The organism is [Clostridium] symbiosum (assembly GCA_036419695.1).
Taxonomy (GTDB): Bacteria; Bacillota; Clostridia; order Lachnospirales; family Lachnospiraceae; genus Otoolea; species Otoolea symbiosa_A.
Map to the genome: position 1 here is coordinate 2,168,411 of CP143946.1, position 17,528 is coordinate 2,185,938.

The 17,528-nt window shown below is 50.9% G+C and carries 14 protein-coding genes; 11 read left to right on the plus strand and 3 right to left on the minus strand.

What is annotated here, in order from left to right:
• Positions 1-45: 45 nt before the first annotated feature.
• The 8 genes from V3C10_09950 to V3C10_09985 all read left to right on the plus strand — a co-directional run bounded on the left by V3C10_09950 (position 46) and on the right by V3C10_09985 (position 8,511).
• The gene (locus V3C10_09950; protein ID WVP64104.1) at positions 46-738 is read left to right on the plus strand and encodes a redox-sensing transcriptional repressor Rex; all 693 of its coding nucleotides are present in this window, start codon (positions 46-48) and stop codon (positions 736-738) included.
• A complete protein-coding gene (gene acpS, locus V3C10_09955; protein ID WVP64105.1) occupies positions 735-1,097 on the plus strand; it encodes a holo-ACP synthase in 363 nt (120 codons plus the stop codon). The genes V3C10_09950 and acpS overlap by 4 nt, the downstream gene beginning before the upstream one ends.
• 2 nt (positions 1,098-1,099) lie before the next feature.
• Complete coding sequence (locus V3C10_09960) at positions 1,100-2,665, plus strand: NAD(P)H-hydrate dehydratase (GenBank protein ID WVP64106.1); 1,566 nt, start codon at positions 1,100-1,102, stop codon at positions 2,663-2,665.
• Positions 2,628-3,809, plus strand: coding sequence for an alanine racemase (alr, locus tag V3C10_09965; protein ID WVP64107.1), 1,182 nt, complete (start codon positions 2,628-2,630; stop codon positions 3,807-3,809). Before V3C10_09960 ends, alr begins: the two co-directional genes overlap by 38 nt.
• Before the next feature lie 180 nt (positions 3,810-3,989).
• Positions 3,990-4,337 (plus strand): type II toxin-antitoxin system PemK/MazF family toxin, encoded by a 348-nt coding sequence (locus tag V3C10_09970; GenBank protein WVP64108.1) that lies wholly within the window; start codon positions 3,990-3,992, stop codon positions 4,335-4,337.
• Between the two features lie 549 nt (positions 4,338-4,886).
• The gene (locus tag V3C10_09975; protein ID WVP64109.1) at positions 4,887-6,242 is read left to right on the plus strand and encodes a hemolysin family protein; all 1,356 of its coding nucleotides are present in this window, start codon (positions 4,887-4,889) and stop codon (positions 6,240-6,242) included.
• Between the two features lie 216 nt (positions 6,243-6,458).
• The gene (locus V3C10_09980; protein ID WVP64110.1) at positions 6,459-7,844 is read left to right on the plus strand and encodes an MATE family efflux transporter; all 1,386 of its coding nucleotides are present in this window, start codon (positions 6,459-6,461) and stop codon (positions 7,842-7,844) included.
• 25 nt (positions 7,845-7,869) lie between these two features.
• Positions 7,870-8,511: a sugar O-acetyltransferase gene (locus V3C10_09985; protein ID WVP64111.1), complete on the plus strand. Its 642-nt coding sequence runs from the start codon at positions 7,870-7,872 to the stop codon at positions 8,509-8,511.
• 21 nt (positions 8,512-8,532) lie between these two features.
• On the opposite strand, the gene asnB is transcribed toward V3C10_09985, so the two are convergent.
• Positions 8,533-10,392 (minus strand): asparagine synthase (glutamine-hydrolyzing), encoded by a 1,860-nt coding sequence (asnB, locus tag V3C10_09990; protein ID WVP64112.1) that lies wholly within the window; start codon positions 10,390-10,392, stop codon positions 8,533-8,535.
• 78 nt (positions 10,393-10,470) lie between these two features.
• Positions 10,471-11,880: a citrate transporter gene (locus V3C10_09995; GenBank protein ID WVP64113.1), complete on the minus strand. Its 1,410-nt coding sequence runs from the start codon at positions 11,878-11,880 to the stop codon at positions 10,471-10,473.
• A gap of 1,154 nt (positions 11,881-13,034) precedes the next feature.
• Here V3C10_09995 and V3C10_10000 point away from each other — a divergent pair.
• The 3 genes from V3C10_10000 (at position 13,035) to V3C10_10010 (ending at position 16,378) form a co-directional block, all read left to right on the plus strand.
• On the plus strand, positions 13,035-13,763 hold the full coding sequence (locus tag V3C10_10000) for a YebC/PmpR family DNA-binding transcriptional regulator (protein WVP64114.1): 729 nt from the start codon (positions 13,035-13,037) through the stop codon (positions 13,761-13,763).
• Between the two features lie 348 nt (positions 13,764-14,111).
• Positions 14,112-14,561 carry a hypothetical protein gene (locus V3C10_10005; GenBank protein WVP64115.1) on the plus strand — a complete coding sequence of 150 codons (450 nt, stop codon included), beginning with the start codon at positions 14,112-14,114 and terminating at the stop codon, positions 14,559-14,561.
• 389 nt (positions 14,562-14,950) lie between these two features.
• Positions 14,951-16,378 (plus strand): sodium:solute symporter family protein, encoded by a 1,428-nt coding sequence (locus V3C10_10010; protein ID WVP64116.1) that lies wholly within the window; start codon positions 14,951-14,953, stop codon positions 16,376-16,378.
• Between the two features lie 108 nt (positions 16,379-16,486).
• Here the strand turns inward: V3C10_10010 and V3C10_10015 are convergent, their stop codons facing one another.
• Positions 16,487-17,035, minus strand: a complete 549-nt coding sequence (locus V3C10_10015) for a pyruvate kinase alpha/beta domain-containing protein (protein ID WVP64117.1) — start codon at positions 17,033-17,035, stop codon at positions 16,487-16,489.
• Between the last annotated feature and the right edge of the window lie 493 nt (positions 17,036-17,528).

Genomic DNA, 17,528 nt, shown 5'->3' on the forward strand with positions numbered 1-17,528 from the left:
TAATGATTAGTAATTTATTTTTCAGAGAGAAGGTGACGAAGAGCCGTGGAGCAGAAAGAGATTTCAAAAGCAGTGATTTCCAGGCTTCCAAGATATTATCGGTATTTGGGAGAGTTGCTGGAAGAGGGTGTCGAGCGGATTTCTTCAAATGATTTAAGTATCAGAATGAAAGTGACGGCTTCTCAGATTCGGCAGGATCTTAACAATTTCGGCGGTTTCGGACAACAGGGATACGGATATAATGTGAAGTATTTATATACTGAGATTGCGAGGATTCTGGGAATTGACAGACAGCATAACCTGATTATCATAGGTGCCGGTAATCTGGGGCAGGCGATTGCCAATTATACGAATTTCGAGCGGCGTGGTTTTATCATCAAGGGAATGTTTGATGTGAATCCCCGTCTGGTAGGTCTGGTAGTCCGTGGAGTTGAGATCAGGGGGATTGAAGACCTGGAACAGTTCATTAAGGACAATGAGGTGCAGATTGCAGCCCTCACGATTCCGAAGTCCAAGGCGCCTGAGATCGCAGAGCGTCTTGTCAAGGCAGGAATCAAGGCTATCTGGAATTTTGCCCATACGGACCTGCAGGTTCCCGACGATGTGGTAGTGGAGAATGTGCATTTATCCGAGAGCCTGATGCGCCTTTCTTACCGTGTCTGCAACATGCAGGATCAGCAGGAGCGGGAGAGAGAAGAGGCCCTTGGAAGAGCAGGAGACGCCAGAGAGAAGAAATGATTATAGGTGTTGGAACAGATTTAATTGAAATAGAACGAGTTAAAAAAGCCTGTGTCAAAGAGGCTTTTTTACTGCGTGCATATACAGAGGAAGAGTGCCGGCAGGCCGGGGGGAATATAGCCCGGCTGGCCGGCAATTTTGCCGTAAAGGAAGCGGTTTCCAAAGTGTTTGGGACGGGATTTAGAAACTTCGGGCCGAGGGAGATTGAGGTCCTTCGGGATGGACTGGGGAAACCCTATGTGAATTTATATGGGAAAGCAAAAGAACAGGCGGACGAACTGGGGATAAAAAGGCTGTTTGTATCAATCAGCAACACGGCCCGGTACGCATCGGCCTATGCAGTGGGAGAGGGGGACTGAAAATGAGACGCCTTGTAACCGGAAAACAGATGAAAGAGATAGACGCCTATGCGATTCAGACCGTAGGGATTCCATCCATGGTGCTGATGGAACGGGCCGCCCTGAGTGTGGCGGATGAACTGGAACTGGAATATAAAAAAACGGGGAAAAAGCCCTTTGAGAAGGCCGTTACCCTGATATTCTGCGGAACAGGCAACAATGGCGCCGATGGAGCCGCCATTGCCAGGATCCTGCATCTGAGAGGGTTCCAGGTTTCCATTATTACCGTGGGGGACAGGGAACGCTGGACCGAAGAGATGAGAAGCCAGATAGAGATTGACGAGAAACTGGGGATCGCCGTGGAACGCTTCGGCGGGTACCTCCCCGGCCGTTTTGACGTGGCGGTGGACGCCGTCTTCGGAGTGGGGCTTACAAGAGACGTGGAAGGCGAATTTAAAGAGGCGGTGGAGTTCCTTACTGGTTTGAACCCGGAATTTACCGTGGCGGTGGATATTCCGTCCGGAATCAGCTCCGAGACGGGGCGTGTCATGGGAACGGCGGTCAAAGCGGATCTGACGGTGACATTCGGCTATGAGAAGGTGGGAACGGCCATCTATCCGGGAAAAGGCTACAGCGGCCGTGTGGCGGTGAAAGACATCGGTTTCCCGGATTTTGACTCCTATGAAGGAAAACGTTATTTTACTTATGAACCGGGCGATCAGTCCCGGATTCCCGGGAGGAAGAAAGATTCCCATAAGGGAACGTACGGAAAAGTGCTGATTGCGGCAGGTTCAAAAGGGATGTGCGGGGCCGCCTATTTAAGCGCGCTGTCGGCATACAGGACGGGAGCCGGCCTGGTGAAAATCCTGACGGTGGACGGCAACGTGCCGATGCTGCAGACACTCCTCCCCGAGGCTATCATCACATCGTACCCGGAGGAGATGGAGGCCGAGGAGCCCGAGGCGTTCAGGGAGCTTGTGGAGCGGGAATGCGCCTGGGCCAGCGTGATTGTCCTGGGACCCGGTCTCGGAAGGGGACGCCACGTGGTGAAACTGACGGAATATGTGCTTTTATCGGCCTATGTCCCCATTATACTCGATGCGGACGGACTGAATACCGTGGCGGAATACCCGCATCTGGCGGAATTCTTTACGGAAAATGTGATTGTCACTCCCCATCTGGGGGAAATGGCCAGACTGGTGGAAAAGGATATCGCTGAACTGAGGGAGGATCTTCCCGGCGCGGCCGTCGGCTATTGTGAGGAGAAGGGCGTGACCTGTGTTTTAAAGGACGCCGTTTCTGTGGTGGCGGGGAAGGACGGTTCCGTCTATATCAACAGCAGCGGCGGCGGAGCCATGGCAAAAGCCGGTTCCGGCGATGTGCTGACCGGCCTGATTGCGGGGCTCATCGCCCTCGGACTCCAGGAGGATGAGGCGGCGGCTATGGGCGTGTGGCTCCACGGCCTGGCGGGAGAGCGCGCCGCGGCAGGCAGAGGGGAACATTCGATTCTCGCCAGGGAGATAGCGGATTCAATTATGCAGGAGGACGGTAATGGAAGAACCATACAGCAGAGTTTATGCGGAAATTAACCTTGACAATATTATAAAGAATATGGAAACGATGGAGGCCGGACTGCCGGAGGGAACCGGGATGATCGGCGTTGTAAAAACAGACGGCTACGGCCACGGCGCGGTCCCGGTGGCAAAAGCCATTGATCCCTTTGTCTGCGGCTACGCGGTGGCTGCGGTCCCGGAGGCGGTAATACTCCGGAAACACGGTATTATAAAGCCGATTCTGGTGCTTGGCAGTACACATGAAAGAGATTATAAAACGATCCTTGAGTATGACATCAGGCCGGCCATTTATGAATATTCCAAGGCGGAGGCCCTCTCAAGGGCTGCTGCAGCAGAGGGAAAGACGGCGTTCATCCATATTGCGCTGGATACGGGGATGAGCCGGATCGGCTATCAGCCCGACGGCGGGAGCATCGGCGAGGTGGAGAAAATAAAAGCGCTTCCCGGTATCACGGTAGAAGGCCTTTTCACCCATTTTTCCAGGGCGGATGAGACGGATAAAGACTTTACGGCGCTTCAGTACGAACGGTATATGGAATTTGCCGAAGCGCTTAAAGGCAGGGGGATTGAAATTCCGGTCCGCCACTGCGCCAACAGCGCCGCCATCATGGATCTGCCGCAGATGGGCCTGGACGCGGTTCGGGCCGGAATCTCAATGTACGGAATTTATCCATCCGACGAGGTGAATCAGAAGATGGAGCTGCGCCCCGCGATGGAGATCCGGAGTTTTATTACCTATGTGAAGGACATAGAGCCGGGAACGCCAGTAAGCTACGGCGGAACCTTCACGGCCGACAGAAAAATGCGGATTGCCACAGTCGGAGCCGGGTATGGGGACGGGTACCCCAGAAACCTTTCGGGAAAAGGCTGCGTCCTGATCCGCGGCAGACGGGCGCCGATACTGGGGCGCGTCTGTATGGATCAGTTCATGGTGGACGTGACGGACATCCCGGGAGCGGCGGAGGAGGACCGCGTCACACTGGTCGGCTGCGACGGGGAAGAGAGGATTTCCATGGAAGAACTGGCCGGCATGTGCGGAGGGTTCCGGTATGAGATCCCCTGTGTCCTGGGAAAACGCGTTCCCAGAGTGTATACAAGGAACGGGGAGATCGTCGGCAGCAAGGACTGGTTCGATGACCAATATGCCGATTTTATGTAGAAGGGTATCATAAAGAAACACGCTTAATTTTCACTTTCCGGGGAACTGCAGGCCTGTTTTTCCCATATGATAAATCAGTAGGGAATAACGGGATGAAAAAAGAATTGCGGTCGGCGGAATACTCGGGTCAAAACAGGTCAATACTAAGGACATAAAGAATTTTGACGGAGAGTGAAACAAGTGATTATCAGGCGTGGAGATATTTATTATGCAGACTTAAGACCGGTGGTCGGCTCGGAACAGGGAGGCGTCAGGCCGGTGCTGATTATACAGAATGATATAGGGAATAAGCACAGCCCAACCGTAATCTGTGCGGCAATAACATCCAAGATGAACAAGGCAAAGCTGCCAACCCATGTGGAGTTAAACACGAAGAGGTGTGATATGATACGGGATTCCGTAATCCTCCTGGAGCAGCTTCGGACCATAGACAAACAGCGGCTGAAAGAGAGAATCTGCCATATTGACGACGAGCTGTTAAAGGACGTGGATCGTGCGCTGATGATAAGCCTTGAGCTGGATACATAGGTTATCATTGACGGTTGCCGGTCAGATCGGCTCTATTTTGCGAGGCGTTTTCACGCGTTCTACGTGAAAATCACGCGTTGTGCGGTGTAAAACGGCGGTTTCAGCCATTCCAGCGCGTGACAGGGCGTATTACCGCACACAGAGTGGATAGTTATTATTGACGAACCTCATGGAAAGATGATATAGTGACAGATGTCAGGATTAATATTCTGCAAAGGTTTTTGACGTAGCAGAGGGTTTAAGGTTACTGTTCACACGGATGTATCCCGCGAGGTGTTTTCACGTGTTTTTCGTGAAATCCCGAGTTAAGCGGCGCGACGCAACGAAAAGTGCGCGATGCGGACTTTTCATTACAATCAACGGAGTTTTTTGCCGTTTCTGTGCATCGCGAAGCGGATTGCTGGGCACGGAGTGTACAGTAAAGGTTTAAGAGCGGGCATCTGGCGGAAAGATTTTAACCGTACGAATGAAACGATGAAAAGTAACCGGAGCGGAACGCATACGGCTGCAGCTTTTCACCGCTATCAATAAAAGGAGTAATTAAAAAATATGGACGATGGGTATTGGCCCTTAAGTATACTGATACTTGTTGGTTTTATTCTGATAGACGCCGTTTTATACGGCTTTGGTTCAGCCATTCAGAACATGAATGTGAACAGTCTCGAGAAGGAGGCGGAAGAAGGAAACGAACGGGCAGGGAAGCTTTTGAGGCTGATCAATAAACCTGGCGAGTTTATTTATACGGTCCAGGTGATGACCAATATAATCGGAATTCTGGCAGGAGCCTATGTGATGAGGCAGTTGGGGCAGTTGTTCCGGATGCTGATAAAGCATTCGCAGGACGGGCATGAGATGCTGGTGTACACAGCCTGCGTAGTGGCGGCCGGAATTGTTGTGCTGTCTGTGCTTATCAGCTTCGGGATTGTGATTCCGAAGAAGTGTGCAGCCAGAAAGCCGGAGAAGTGGGGATATGGGGTTTTCTCCATGGTGCAGGTGATTGTGCTCCTGCTGCGTCCCTTTACATTTCTTGTGTCGGCCCTCTCGGCCCTGGTGCTGAAGCCGATGGGGATTGATTTGAATTCCGACGACGACAATGTGACGGAAGAAGATATTATGCTGATGGTCAACGAAGGCCATGAACAGGGAGTCCTGGAGGCCGGGGAAGCCGAGATGATCACGAACATTTTCGAGCTGAACGACAAAGAGGCCGGGGACATTATGACCCACAGGACCAATATAACGGCGTTAGACGCCTCGCTGTCCCTGGATGAGGCGGTAACCTATATACTGACGGAGGCGAATAACTCGCGTTTCCCTGTTTTCGAAAAGGATATCGACGATATTGTAGGAATTCTCCATATGAGGGATGCCCTTGGGTTTGCCGAGAAAGAGGAAAACAGAAAGAAAAGTCTCAGAGAACTGGACGGACTTTTACGGGAACCCCATTTCATTCCGGAAACACGCCATGTGGACACGCTGTTTAAAGAGATGCAGTCCCAGAAAATACATATGGAGATTGTGGTGGACGAGTATGGCCAGACTGCGGGAATCGTGACGATGGAGGATATCCTGGAGGAGATTGTGGGAAACATCCTGGATGAATATGACGAGGATGAGGAGTACATTTCCAAGCGCGACGACGGAAGCTTTATTTTTGACGGGCTGGCTCCCCTCGATGAGGTGGGAGAGGCGCTGAATATTGAATTCGACGACGAGGATTACGAAAATTACGATACGTTAAACGGATTTCTGATCTCCAAGCTGGACCGCATCCCCGGAGAGGGGGAGCAGCCTGAGGTGGAGTACCAAAATTATCTTTTCAAGGTTCTCTCGGTTGAGAACAAGATGATCCACGCAGTGACTGCGGCGCCGGTCTCCGTGAAGAAAATGGAAGAGGAAGAATAAGAACAGTGAAAGGAGCGCATTGCGGACTTTTCATTGCCGGTGAATGACGCCTGCACGCTTTATGTACAGGCTGCAGCATCCATAAAAGTTTGAACGCCTGAGCGTTGCCCGGGCGTTCTTTTTGGCTTTTTTGGAGGCGGGAGAAGAGAAGGTGGAAGCGATAAGACAAAAGAGGACGGACAAAAGAGACAAGGCGGAAGAGAAAAGGCAGGGAAGATGAAAAAGATACTGGAAGATACAAAAATTATGATGACGGACAGGATATTTCTGTCCAAGGCTGTAAAAATAGCGCTGCCGGTAGCCATGCAGGGCATGCTGAATACAATTGTAAATATGGTGGATACCATGATGATCGGTTCCCTGGGGGCTACATCCATCGCTGCGGTGGGACTGGCCAACAAGGTGTTTTTCGTGATGACGCTTCTGGTGTTCGGAATTGTCAGCGGTTCCGGGATTCTGGCGGCGCAGTTCTGGGGGACACACGATATTAAGAATATCAGAAAGGTCCTGGGACTGGCGCTGGTTCTGGCCACCTGCGCGGCGCTTGCGTTTTTCATCCCGGCGGTGGCGGTTCCGCAGAAGGTAATGAGGATATTTACAACGGGGGAGGACGCAATACGCATCGGAGCTTCCTATCTGTCCCTGGTGGCGCTTTCCTATCCATTTATCGCGGTCAGCAATACATACGTCGCCATGCAGAGGGCGGTGGGCAAGGTCAAAGCCCCGGTTGTCATCAGCAGCTGTACGATCCTGATTAACATATTTTTTAATTATACCTTTATTTTCGGTAAATTCGGCGCGCCTGCCATGGGTGTGGTCGGCGCGGCATTAGCCACCCTGATTGCACGTATCGTGGAGATGACCGCTCTGCTTTTAGTGGTGTATTTGAACAAATCGCCTCTGGCCTGCCGCCCGAAGGAACTGTTCGGCTACTCGGCCGCCTTTGTGAAAAAATTCTTTGTCACGGCGTCACCGGTTATTGCCAATGAGTTTATCTGGGGGCTGGGAGTTACGATGTATTCACTGGCATACGGACGTATGGGGGATAATGCGGTGGCGGCGATCACGGTCGCCACGACGATACAGGACATCATGTCGGTCCTGTTCCAGGGACTGAGCGCGGCAACCGCCGTAATTCTTGGAAACGAGCTGGGAGCCGGCCAGATGAAGAGGGCCGAGCGGTATGCGAAGAACTTCCTGATTCTTCAGTTTATCATCACCGTGATTATGGCGTTCTTCTGTGCGGGCGTCCGCTGGCAGATTATCGATCTCTACAGGCTGTCCGGTGAAGTGGCCCGCGATGTAAGCCGGTGCCTGATTGTCTTTTCACTGTTTATGCCGTTTAAGATGTTTAACTATGTCAATATTGTGGGAGTGCTGCGAAGCGGCGGGGATACCGCAGTCTGCCTCTTCCTCGATTGCAGCGGCGTATGGCTGATCGGAATTCCGATGGCCTTTGTGGGAGGACTTGTTTTAAAACAGCCTATTTATATTGTCTATGCCATGGTGACGCTGGAGGAGGTTTACAAGACGGTTCTCAGCTATCTGCGGTACCGACAGAGAAAGTGGCTTAAGAACCTGACGGTGGAGATACAGGGGTAGTGTGAGACAGAGGAGGGGAAGAGAAGTGAACGAAGAAGAGAAAATTTATGAGGGAAAGATGTTTGATCCCAGAAAGAAAGAGCTGAAAGATATTAAACACAGGGCGCACGAGGCGTGCCGCCGCTATAATTCCATGGATGAGTATGATGAGAAACGCCTTCCAATCATCAGGGAATTTATCGGAGGAATTGGAAAGACCTATTATTTTCAGGGGCCTGTCCAGTTTAACTATGGAAGCCATACCTTTATTGGTGAGAATTTCTTTGCCAACTTTAACCTTATGGTGATGGATGATGCGAGAGTCTACATCGGAGATAATGTCTGCTTTGGTCCCAATGTATCGCTGATGGCGACCAACCATCCGCTGATTGCAGAGGAGAGAGTGGGTCTTGATAAAGACGGCAACACGACGATGGCGGAATTTGCAGAGGAAATCCATATCGGGGATAATGTCTGGCTGGCCTGCAACGTGGTGGTCCTTGGGGGCGTGAGGATTGGAAACGGGGCAGTAATAGGGGCCGGAAGTGTTGTGACGAAAGACATCCCCGACAATTATCTCGCCTTTGGCAATCCCTGCCGTCCGGTGCGCCCCATTGGTGCAGAGGACAGCAGGAGAGATTTGATACTTGAAGAAGATCTGGAACATTTCAGTTTTAACAGGAAATGATTTGATCTGCTGTTCTGTAACCTAATCTGCGATGCTTATTCGATATTCTCTCATCCAGAAATCCACCTGGATCAGATAGGCCATCAGCTGCGGGGCGGCCATCAACTGGCCGTACCAGGGTTTTCCATAGTCGGACGGACTTTCAAGGAAATGCTCCACCTTCTTTTTATCCAGGAAGGGGAGTACCGGTGAGGAAGAGTCGCCGAGAATATCACGGACCCGTCCGGCCAGCAGGGCCTCGTAGTTCCGGTCGTAAGTTTTAGGGTATGGAGATTTGCGGCGGAACAGGATTTCATCCGGCAGAAGGCCGCGCCCGGCTTCGCGCAGCAGCGCCTTTGCAACGCCTCCGCGGGCCTTCATCTCCCACGGTACGTTGAAGAGATATTCGATAATGCGGTGATCGGCGAAGGGAACGCGGGCTTCCAGGCCGCTGTACATACTGGTGCGGTCCATTCTGTTTAAAAGAGTCTGCATGAACCAGCGCAGGTTCAGATAGGAGATTTCCCGGCGCCTCGCCTCCTCCGCATTTTCACCGTCCAGCTTCGGCACCTCTGCAATGGAAGTGTCATAGGTTTGTTTGACATAGTCGTCCATTTTGAGGTAATCCAGGAAGTCGTCGGACAGGAGTACTTTTCTGGCCTCCAGATCCATCGTCCAGGGGAAGGTATCGGCCAGGAAACATTCTTTTTTATGGAACCAGGGATAACCGCCGAAGATTTCGTCTGCACACTCCCCGGTCAGCGTTACCTTGTGCTGTTTGGCAACGAGGGAGCAGAAATAGAGCAGGGAAGAGTCCACATCGGCCATGGCGGGAAGATCGTGGGCTTTTACCGAATCAAACAAAAGGTCTGCCTGATCCTTTGTGGAACATTCCAGGTACGTATGCTCGGAACCCAGAAAATCCACCATTTTATCGACATAAGGGCGATCCTGGGAGGGCTGGAATGAGCTGGCCTTAAAGTTTTCCGCGTTTCCGGTAAAGTCAAAGGAATAGGTGTGAAGCCGTTTGTTCTGCTTTTTTAATTCCTCCGCACAGACGGCGGAGACGAGGGAGGAGTCGACGCCGCCCGATAAAAAGGTACAGATGGGGACATCCGATACCATCTGGCGCTTGATAGCGTCCCGGAGAAGAAAGCCGGTTTTTTCCACCGTATCTTCAAATGAGTCGGTATGGACATGGCTTTCCAGTTTCCAGTAGGCCTCCTGGCGGTTGCCGGAGCGGGTGCAGCAGAGGAAATGGCCGGGCAGCACTTCATGGATATTTTTATAGACACCGCATCCGCTGGTTCTGGCCGGACCGATGCTGAAAATTTCATTCAGGCCCTTTTTGTCTACTTCCGGACGGATTCCCGGGAAGGCCAGAAGGGCTTTTAGTTCTGAACCGAAGACAACTGTATCGGTATCTTTACGGATCGTGTAAAAAAGAGGTTTAATCCCGGAGCGGTCGCGGTAGAGCAGAAGCCGGTTTTTAGACGTATCCATGATAGCCAGGGCAAAAATTCCGTTTACCCTGGTGATAAAATCACTTCCCCAGGTCTGGTAGGCCTTTAACAGTACCTCCGTGTCGCCGGAGGTGTCGAAGGAATGGCCTTCCAGGCGAAGTTCCTCCCTCAGCTCTTTTGTGTTGTAGAGCTCTCCGTTATAGACGATGCCAAAGCCTCTTGAACCGTCCTTTCCTATCATCGGCTGATGTCCGGTGACCAGATCGACGATGGACAGGCGTACCTGGGCCAGGCCGAAATGTTCATTCAGGAAACAGCCCTCATCGTCCGGTCCCCTGCGCTTCTGGGCCTGATTCATCGCGTCCAGGATATTCATGTTGTTCTCTTTTTCCTGTGTAAAATCTTTGTTCGGGTTGAAAAACCCGGCAATTCCGCACATAAAGATTCCTCCTTAAATTTGCCGTTTCTGTGCATCGCGTAGCGTGATTACTGGGAACGGAGTGAACAGTAACAAAATTTATACCAACATCAGGCAGGCGGCTGCAAAGGCGGCCGTAAAGCCGATCAGAACCGGAATGAGGTTCTTTCGGGCCAGCTCGATGGGGTTTACATTACAGATGGCGGCAACCGGAATCAATCCCCAGGGAACGATGGTGCCTCCTCCTACAAAGATGGCTCCTATCTGTCCCAGGGCGGCCAGAACCGGTACGGAGGCAGAAGTTGCGGTCCCGAAGGTGTGAGCCAGGGCGCCTGTCAGCGGAAGACCGGAAAAGCCGGAACCGTCAAGGCCCGTCAGACCGCCGATCAGAAGCTGGAAGAATGCGGCAATATAGGGATTGAGGGGCGTATGGGAGGCAAGCCAGAGCGCCCAGTCATTCAGGATTCCACTGCCGAATCCGTCTCCCAGGATGGTGGTGATTCCGCCGCCGCCAAGGAAAAAGAAGGCGCCGATGACGATGACAGGGGCGAAGATGCGGATGGCGAACAGAAACCCGTCGGTCAGATATCCGGTTACTTTTTCCGGTGAATGTTTTCCAAAGCCGATTACGGCTCCCAGACACATGAGCAGTACGGCCGTGCCGGATACGACGCTGGTGGCGTCCCCGCCGTTCAGATTAAATACAAGCATGCAGACAATGTCGGCCAGGAAGGCTAAAACAACGGCTGCAGCCAGGATTTTGGCTGCCTTTGGATTCGGGATTACCGGTGTTTCCTTCTCGTCCGCCTCCTGCTTGAAATACGGAACATGGAAGCGCCTGTCGGAAGAGCAGACGGTGATTCCCATGGATTTGCGGTTCAGTAAAAATGCGGACAGGACGGTGACGCCGCCCATGACCCAGAAGACAGGCCAGGCCTCGGAGAGAATGTCGGCGGCGGAGATACCGGCTGCCGCACCTGATATGGCGGGAGCGCCCTGGATTACAACGTCATAGCTCAAGGCAAATCCATGGCCGAACAGGTTCATGGCCATGGCGGCGGCGAGCGGTGAGAGGCCGGCGCGGACCGCAAACGGAATCATGATGGCTCCGACCAGCGCAACGGAAGGAGAGGGCCACAGAAACAGGGAAAATACAAACATTGTGATACCTAAGAGCCACCAGGTGCGGGACGGTGTTTTCATCACCTTTGACATCGGTTCCATTAAGAGCCGGTCACTTCCCAATTCCCCCATGCACTTTGAAAGCGCGGTAACCAGGGCAATGGTGCCGATTACTTCCATGAACTCTTTGGCGGCGTATAAAATTGCGTTAAACACGGTCTGGATACCGCCGATAAAGGAATGCAGCCCCAGAGCGCCCAGCAGAAAGAGAAACAGCACGCAGATGAGCGGCGTATCGCGCCGCATCACCATCACGGCCAGAACAGAAAATACTCCGACCAGATAGAGAATGTGGAGCGGAGTAAGGATTACAATAGAATCAGGCATAATTTATGTCTCCTGAGAAAAAGGATATACTACCATAATATGTAAGAATGGCGGGGAACGTTAAAATGGGGATTTAACTGAGGTGAGGAGGACGCGTCCGGAACGGACTATGTCCGGTGTGGTGAGGGGGCTGACTGAGTCTTTTGTCCCCTGTTGGAGGTTGTCGTGAGGGGGGAATCCGGCCGGAATGAATTGTTACGGGGACCGCTCGCGCTTTTTGGAGTGCGCAGCGGTGCCAGGCTCGGAAAGACCTCGCCAGGCACCGGCGGACTCCCATATCCCCTGCACAATTGATTCCGCCTCCTTCCCCCGGCAGGTTATCGCCGGGGATAAAAGACTCAGGCGGAGGTTTTCGCGGCACCGGACATGGTCCGCTCCGGACGCTGATTGTCTCTAACCTTAAATGGGGAGGGGTCTGTCGCGGCCACTACGAAGCTGCGATACTTTAACGGTCTGACGGTATCTCACGATGAATTTGATAACAGATGAATTTCTAAAACAAAAGTCGAATGTTCTGACGCAATACTCCAAGCTAAAAAGGCTCAAAACAAACCAGTCAGAGACCGGATAGCAGATATTTTAAGGCATTTGAAGGAACATAGTGGTTGCGACGATCCTCCTCCCCCCTTTGAAGGAATAAGAACAATTCAGCGGCCGCAGGCCGGGGTACGGGATGGCGACAACCTTCGCGTCTTCAGTCCCGGGCCATAACCTTCCCGTGGGGAATCCGGGAGAAAAAGATTCCGGAGGGAACCTGGAAGTCCATCAGTACTTAGGCGGCGTATTTTGGCGCCTTAGTACTGCTATGCACTTCGAAGAGCGCAAGCGTTTCCCGGAGGAACTTTTTCTGCCCGGATTCCCCACCCGCGACAACCTGCAACCCGGGACTGAAGACTCACAACCGCCCCCTCACCATCCCGCCCCCCGACCGTCCCGGCGGCGTTCTCATTCCTCAATTAAATCCCTATTTGTGCCTGAACTGTTACAGAGTCAGGAAAAGAGAGCTAAAGAGAGAGGAAAAATACTTGCTATCCGAATTCATTAGTGTTAGAATAGTAAAGATTGTGAGCACAAATACCATGTAACATTTAATTCAGGGACACGGAAGAGGCGCCCCTGGAAATTATTTAAAAATAGAAAGAGGAGTGTTATTTATGTCAGGACATTCAAAGTTCGCCAATATCAAGCACAAAAAGGAAAGAAACGACGCAGCCAAAGGAAAAGTTTTCACTGTAATCGGTCGTGAAATCGCCGTAGCGGTAAAAGAGGGCGGGGCCGATCCGGCTAATAACAGCCGTCTTCGCGACGTAATTGCTAAAGCAAAGGCGAACAACATGCCGAACGATACGATTGACAGAGGCATTAAAAAAGCAGCCGGAGATGCCAGCTCCGTAAACTATGAAAACCTTACATACGAAGGATACGGCCCGAACGGCGTTGCTATCATCGTAGATACACTGACCGACAACAAGAACCGTACGGCGGCCAATGTGAGAAGCGCATTTACAAAGGGCGGCGGCAACGTTGGAACACCGGGCAGCGTTTCCTTTATGTTCGATAAAAAAGGCCAGATCGTGATCGATAAAGAAGAGTGCGAGATGGATGCGGACGAACTGATGATGCTTTCCCTCGATGCGGGCGCAGAAGATTTCGCAGAAGAGGAAGACAGCTTTGAGATCATTACGGCTCCGGAGGATTTCTCCAAAGTCCGCGAGGCTCTTGAAAAAGAGGGAATTCCGATGCTGGAGGCCGATGTGACCATGATTCCTCAGACATGGGTGGAGCTGACGGACGACGATGCCATCAAGAAGATGAACCGGATTCTGGATCTCCTGGATGAGGACGACGACGTCCAGGCAACATACCACAACTGGGACGAATAAAGAATATCCCAAAGAATGGCTTAAAATTAAAGCAGTCCAAAGAATTATTTGGCGCAAAGTGAGCAAGAATCCTGCCGGTGATGGTATGCGGCGGATTTATATGTTCTGTTACGGATGTGTAAAAGACTCTTTTCTGAACACTGTGATGGTGGGAGGAGGGGAGTCTTTTTTTAATTCATAGGAAAGTCTTATGAATCAAAAAACGTTCCGTGAGGATTCACATACCGCGCAGAGGTAAATAGTTGCTGAAGCAACCGCGCGGCGCGGGAGTTCTGCAAACCGGACACATTCCTGTTGAAATAATGATGATAGTCCGTTAAAATAAAGGAAAATTTGCGAGGTGCATTGATGAATAAGAAAAAAACAATAACATTGATAATAGCGGTGATTGCGGCGGTTTCACTTGAATGGATTTTAATCGGCAATCCGATCGTGGCATATAACAATCACCGGTTGAAAAAAGCCGTTATTTCTGCCGCCCACCAGGAAACCGTAGAAATAAATGAGATTATCCCTTTTGATTGGGATGCCGTGTATACATTTTCCCCGTATGCGGACAAGGCGGAGATAGAAAAGGCAATTGGGTTTCACAGTATAAGCGTGAAAGAAAACAATATCAACGAAGGCATGGTTCATTTGCTTTTCGTGAAGGATAAAAAGGTGGTGGCCAGTGTACTGGGATATGGTGATCATTTAGGGTATCGCATCGATTTTCCTTCAAAAGTATCGTTTGCTGAACATGCCCTGTTTCATGTATCAAATTTAGATGGTACCGTGACGCTGACATATGTGCCGTAACGAGGAGCTACAACTGCAGATGAATGCAGCAGAAATGGTTTAAATAAGTGATGAAACGGCGGAAAATGAGCGATTTGTCATCGTACACGGTGTGAACTGCGGCACTTATTCCCGTTTACTGATTACCGGAATAAATAAAATTAATTAGAATCTTGACGGTAATATCTGAAAAATGTTATAATCTTACAAGGATGTTTTAATTGCCTGAAAATTAGGCTTGAATACGAATCTTATCATATCTATTACAGTTATTGAATCTGTTACCCATGGAAGTCCTTTCCATGAGAATTCCGTAAGGGAAAGAGAATTAAAGAAACGCTCAAACTGGCCTTAGTTCTTCGGACAGGCGGGCGCTGTCTCTTTAAAAATAACATAAAGGAGGGTTGCTTATGCAGGATTTGAGCAACATTACGACACTGGATCTGGTGATAGTGGCGCTGTATCTTTTGGGGATGCTTGGGATTGGAGTTTATTTTGTCAAGCGGATTCAGAATGCGGGTGATTACTATGTGGCAGGCCGGAGCCTTGGTCCTTTGGTTCTGGCGGGAACGGTTTGTGCAACAATTATCGGTGGAAGTGCCATGATGGGCAGGGCGGGGCTCGGATACGATTACGGTTCCATCGCCATTGTGACGGCGCTTCCCTACCTGATAGGCATGCTGGTGTTTTCAGGAATCAGCGGCAGAATTCAGGAGGTGGGAGTAAAACACAATATCTCATCCATCCCCGAACTGTTTGAAAAGCGGTTCAGTAAAACAGCCAAATGCCTGATTGCGCTTTTAATCGGCTATACGATGATGGGGACCGTGGCCTCCCAGATAACGGCGACGGCAGTGATTTTCAGGATGGTCGGAGGAAAAGTGGGAATTACATATGAGATGGGGGCCTGCCTGGCGACCTTTATTTTTATATTTTACACGGCGGCTTCCGGGCTTTTTGGCGTCGTGTATACGGATGTGGTGCAGTTTTTCATGCTGATCATCTTTGTCTATATCCTGCTCCCGCTCTCGGGGATCCGCTATATCGGGGGATTCAGCACTTTCTGGAGCAATGTCCAGAAGGAGATGCTGATTCCTTCCGTGGACGGCAAGGTAATCGGCGATATCGTGACCTATCTTGTCTTTACAATGGCCGGCGCCGAGATGTGGCAGAGAGCGTTTGCGGCTAAGGACAGGAAGACGGCAAAGGCCGGTATGTTCTGGGGAACCGCAATTTACGGATGTACCATCTTTATCATTCTTTCATTGGGTCTGATGGGAAGACAGATTCTGCCGAATATCAAAGAGATGTACGGTACGGCCGAGGCCGTTGTTCCTGCGCTGGTAATCCATATTCTGCCAGTGGGTATTACGGGGCTATGCCTGGCGGGTCTTCTTTCGGTTATGATGAGTTCGGCCGACAGCTATTTATTGATTTCCACACAGACATTTGTTCAGGATCTGGGGAAAACGCTGAATCCAAAGATGTCGGATAAAAGGGAAGTCTTTATTTCACGTATCTTATCGGCAGTTCTGGCGATAGGGGCGCTGATTATTGCCCTCTATATCAAAAACGCCTACAATGCCCTGATGTTTGCATGGACCTTCTATGCGGCATCGGTAGGACTGCCGGCCCTGGCCGCCCTCTATTGGAGGAAGGCTACGAACGCCGGAATTATCTCCAGTATTGTATCCGGTTTTGTGGTAAGTATCGGCTGGGATTTGATGGGAAAGCCGTGGGGACTCGGTTCTGCGGTTCCCGGTTCACTGGTGTGCGGCCTTGTCCTGGTCACGGTGAGCCTGGCCACCTACAGGACACAGCCGTCAGAAATGATATAGCATATTAACAACGAAAAGCACGCTTAGCGAACGTTTCATTGCCACTCAATAAAACCACATCACGGGCATGGAAGATGCGGGTGATGTGGTTTTTTATACCCGCTGAAATTAAATATTGTACGGTTTGCAGATAATTTCGTTGATTTTGGTGTCGAGAACATTGTTTGCGTGCGCAGGTCTCATGATCACGGCGGTATCGGCGCCGCGCGTTGAACCGCCGATGGCGATAATATCTTCACCATAAGGGATCAGTCCCGCATCGAGTGCCATAATGGCCGCCTCCACGCATACCTTTGTTCCCTGGCCAAACATTCTCAGGGTATCGGCGATGATTTCCACGGGATGGATTCCTCCGTATTTCCTGCTGATGCCCCTCTCGGCGCCGCTCAGTACATGGGTAGTCGATAGAACCCGGATTCCCTCTGCATTGAGTTCACTGACGGTCTCCTCAGTCATTACATTTTTACCTGGTTCGCTGAAACCATAGGCGTAAGCGACACAGACTACATTCAAATCTTTTTCGCCTTTCAAAAGTTTGGCCGTGTCGCCGTGGCTGCTTGCCACTACAATATGCCCGATATTTCTGGCTCTGGCTGTTTCGACGGCAGCTTTTACACATGCTCCGGTATTTTCGGTTCCTTTGTTTGCAAAATACATAGGCATCTCCTTTCAGATAGCCGCAGTCCGACGCGGAAGCCAGACTGCAGCATGATATTTTATTCTGGATAAACAGTGACTCTTTCATTATTATAGGTGGTTTTAAAAAGTAATGCAAATGTGAAAAAAGAAATTTTAAGAACAAATCAAATATGCTATGAGGTTATGAGTCTTCAGTCCCGGGATGAAGGTTGTCGCGAGTGGGGAATCCGGGCAGAAAAAGTTCCTTCGGGAAACGCTTGCGCTCTTTGGAGTACATAACGGAACTAACCTCGTGAAAAACCTCGGTAAGTACCGATGAACTCCCAGGTTCCCTGCGGAATCTTTTTCTCCCGGATTCCCCCTCACCACACCCTACAAACCGGGACTGAAGACTCATATACCCCCTCCCACTCCCCCGTCCGCCATCTTACAGAGGCGTCCTCGCATCTCAACTAAATCCGCATTTAAAAGACTAGAATGGGTGGTTGAATCAGACCGCTCTTTTTTATCA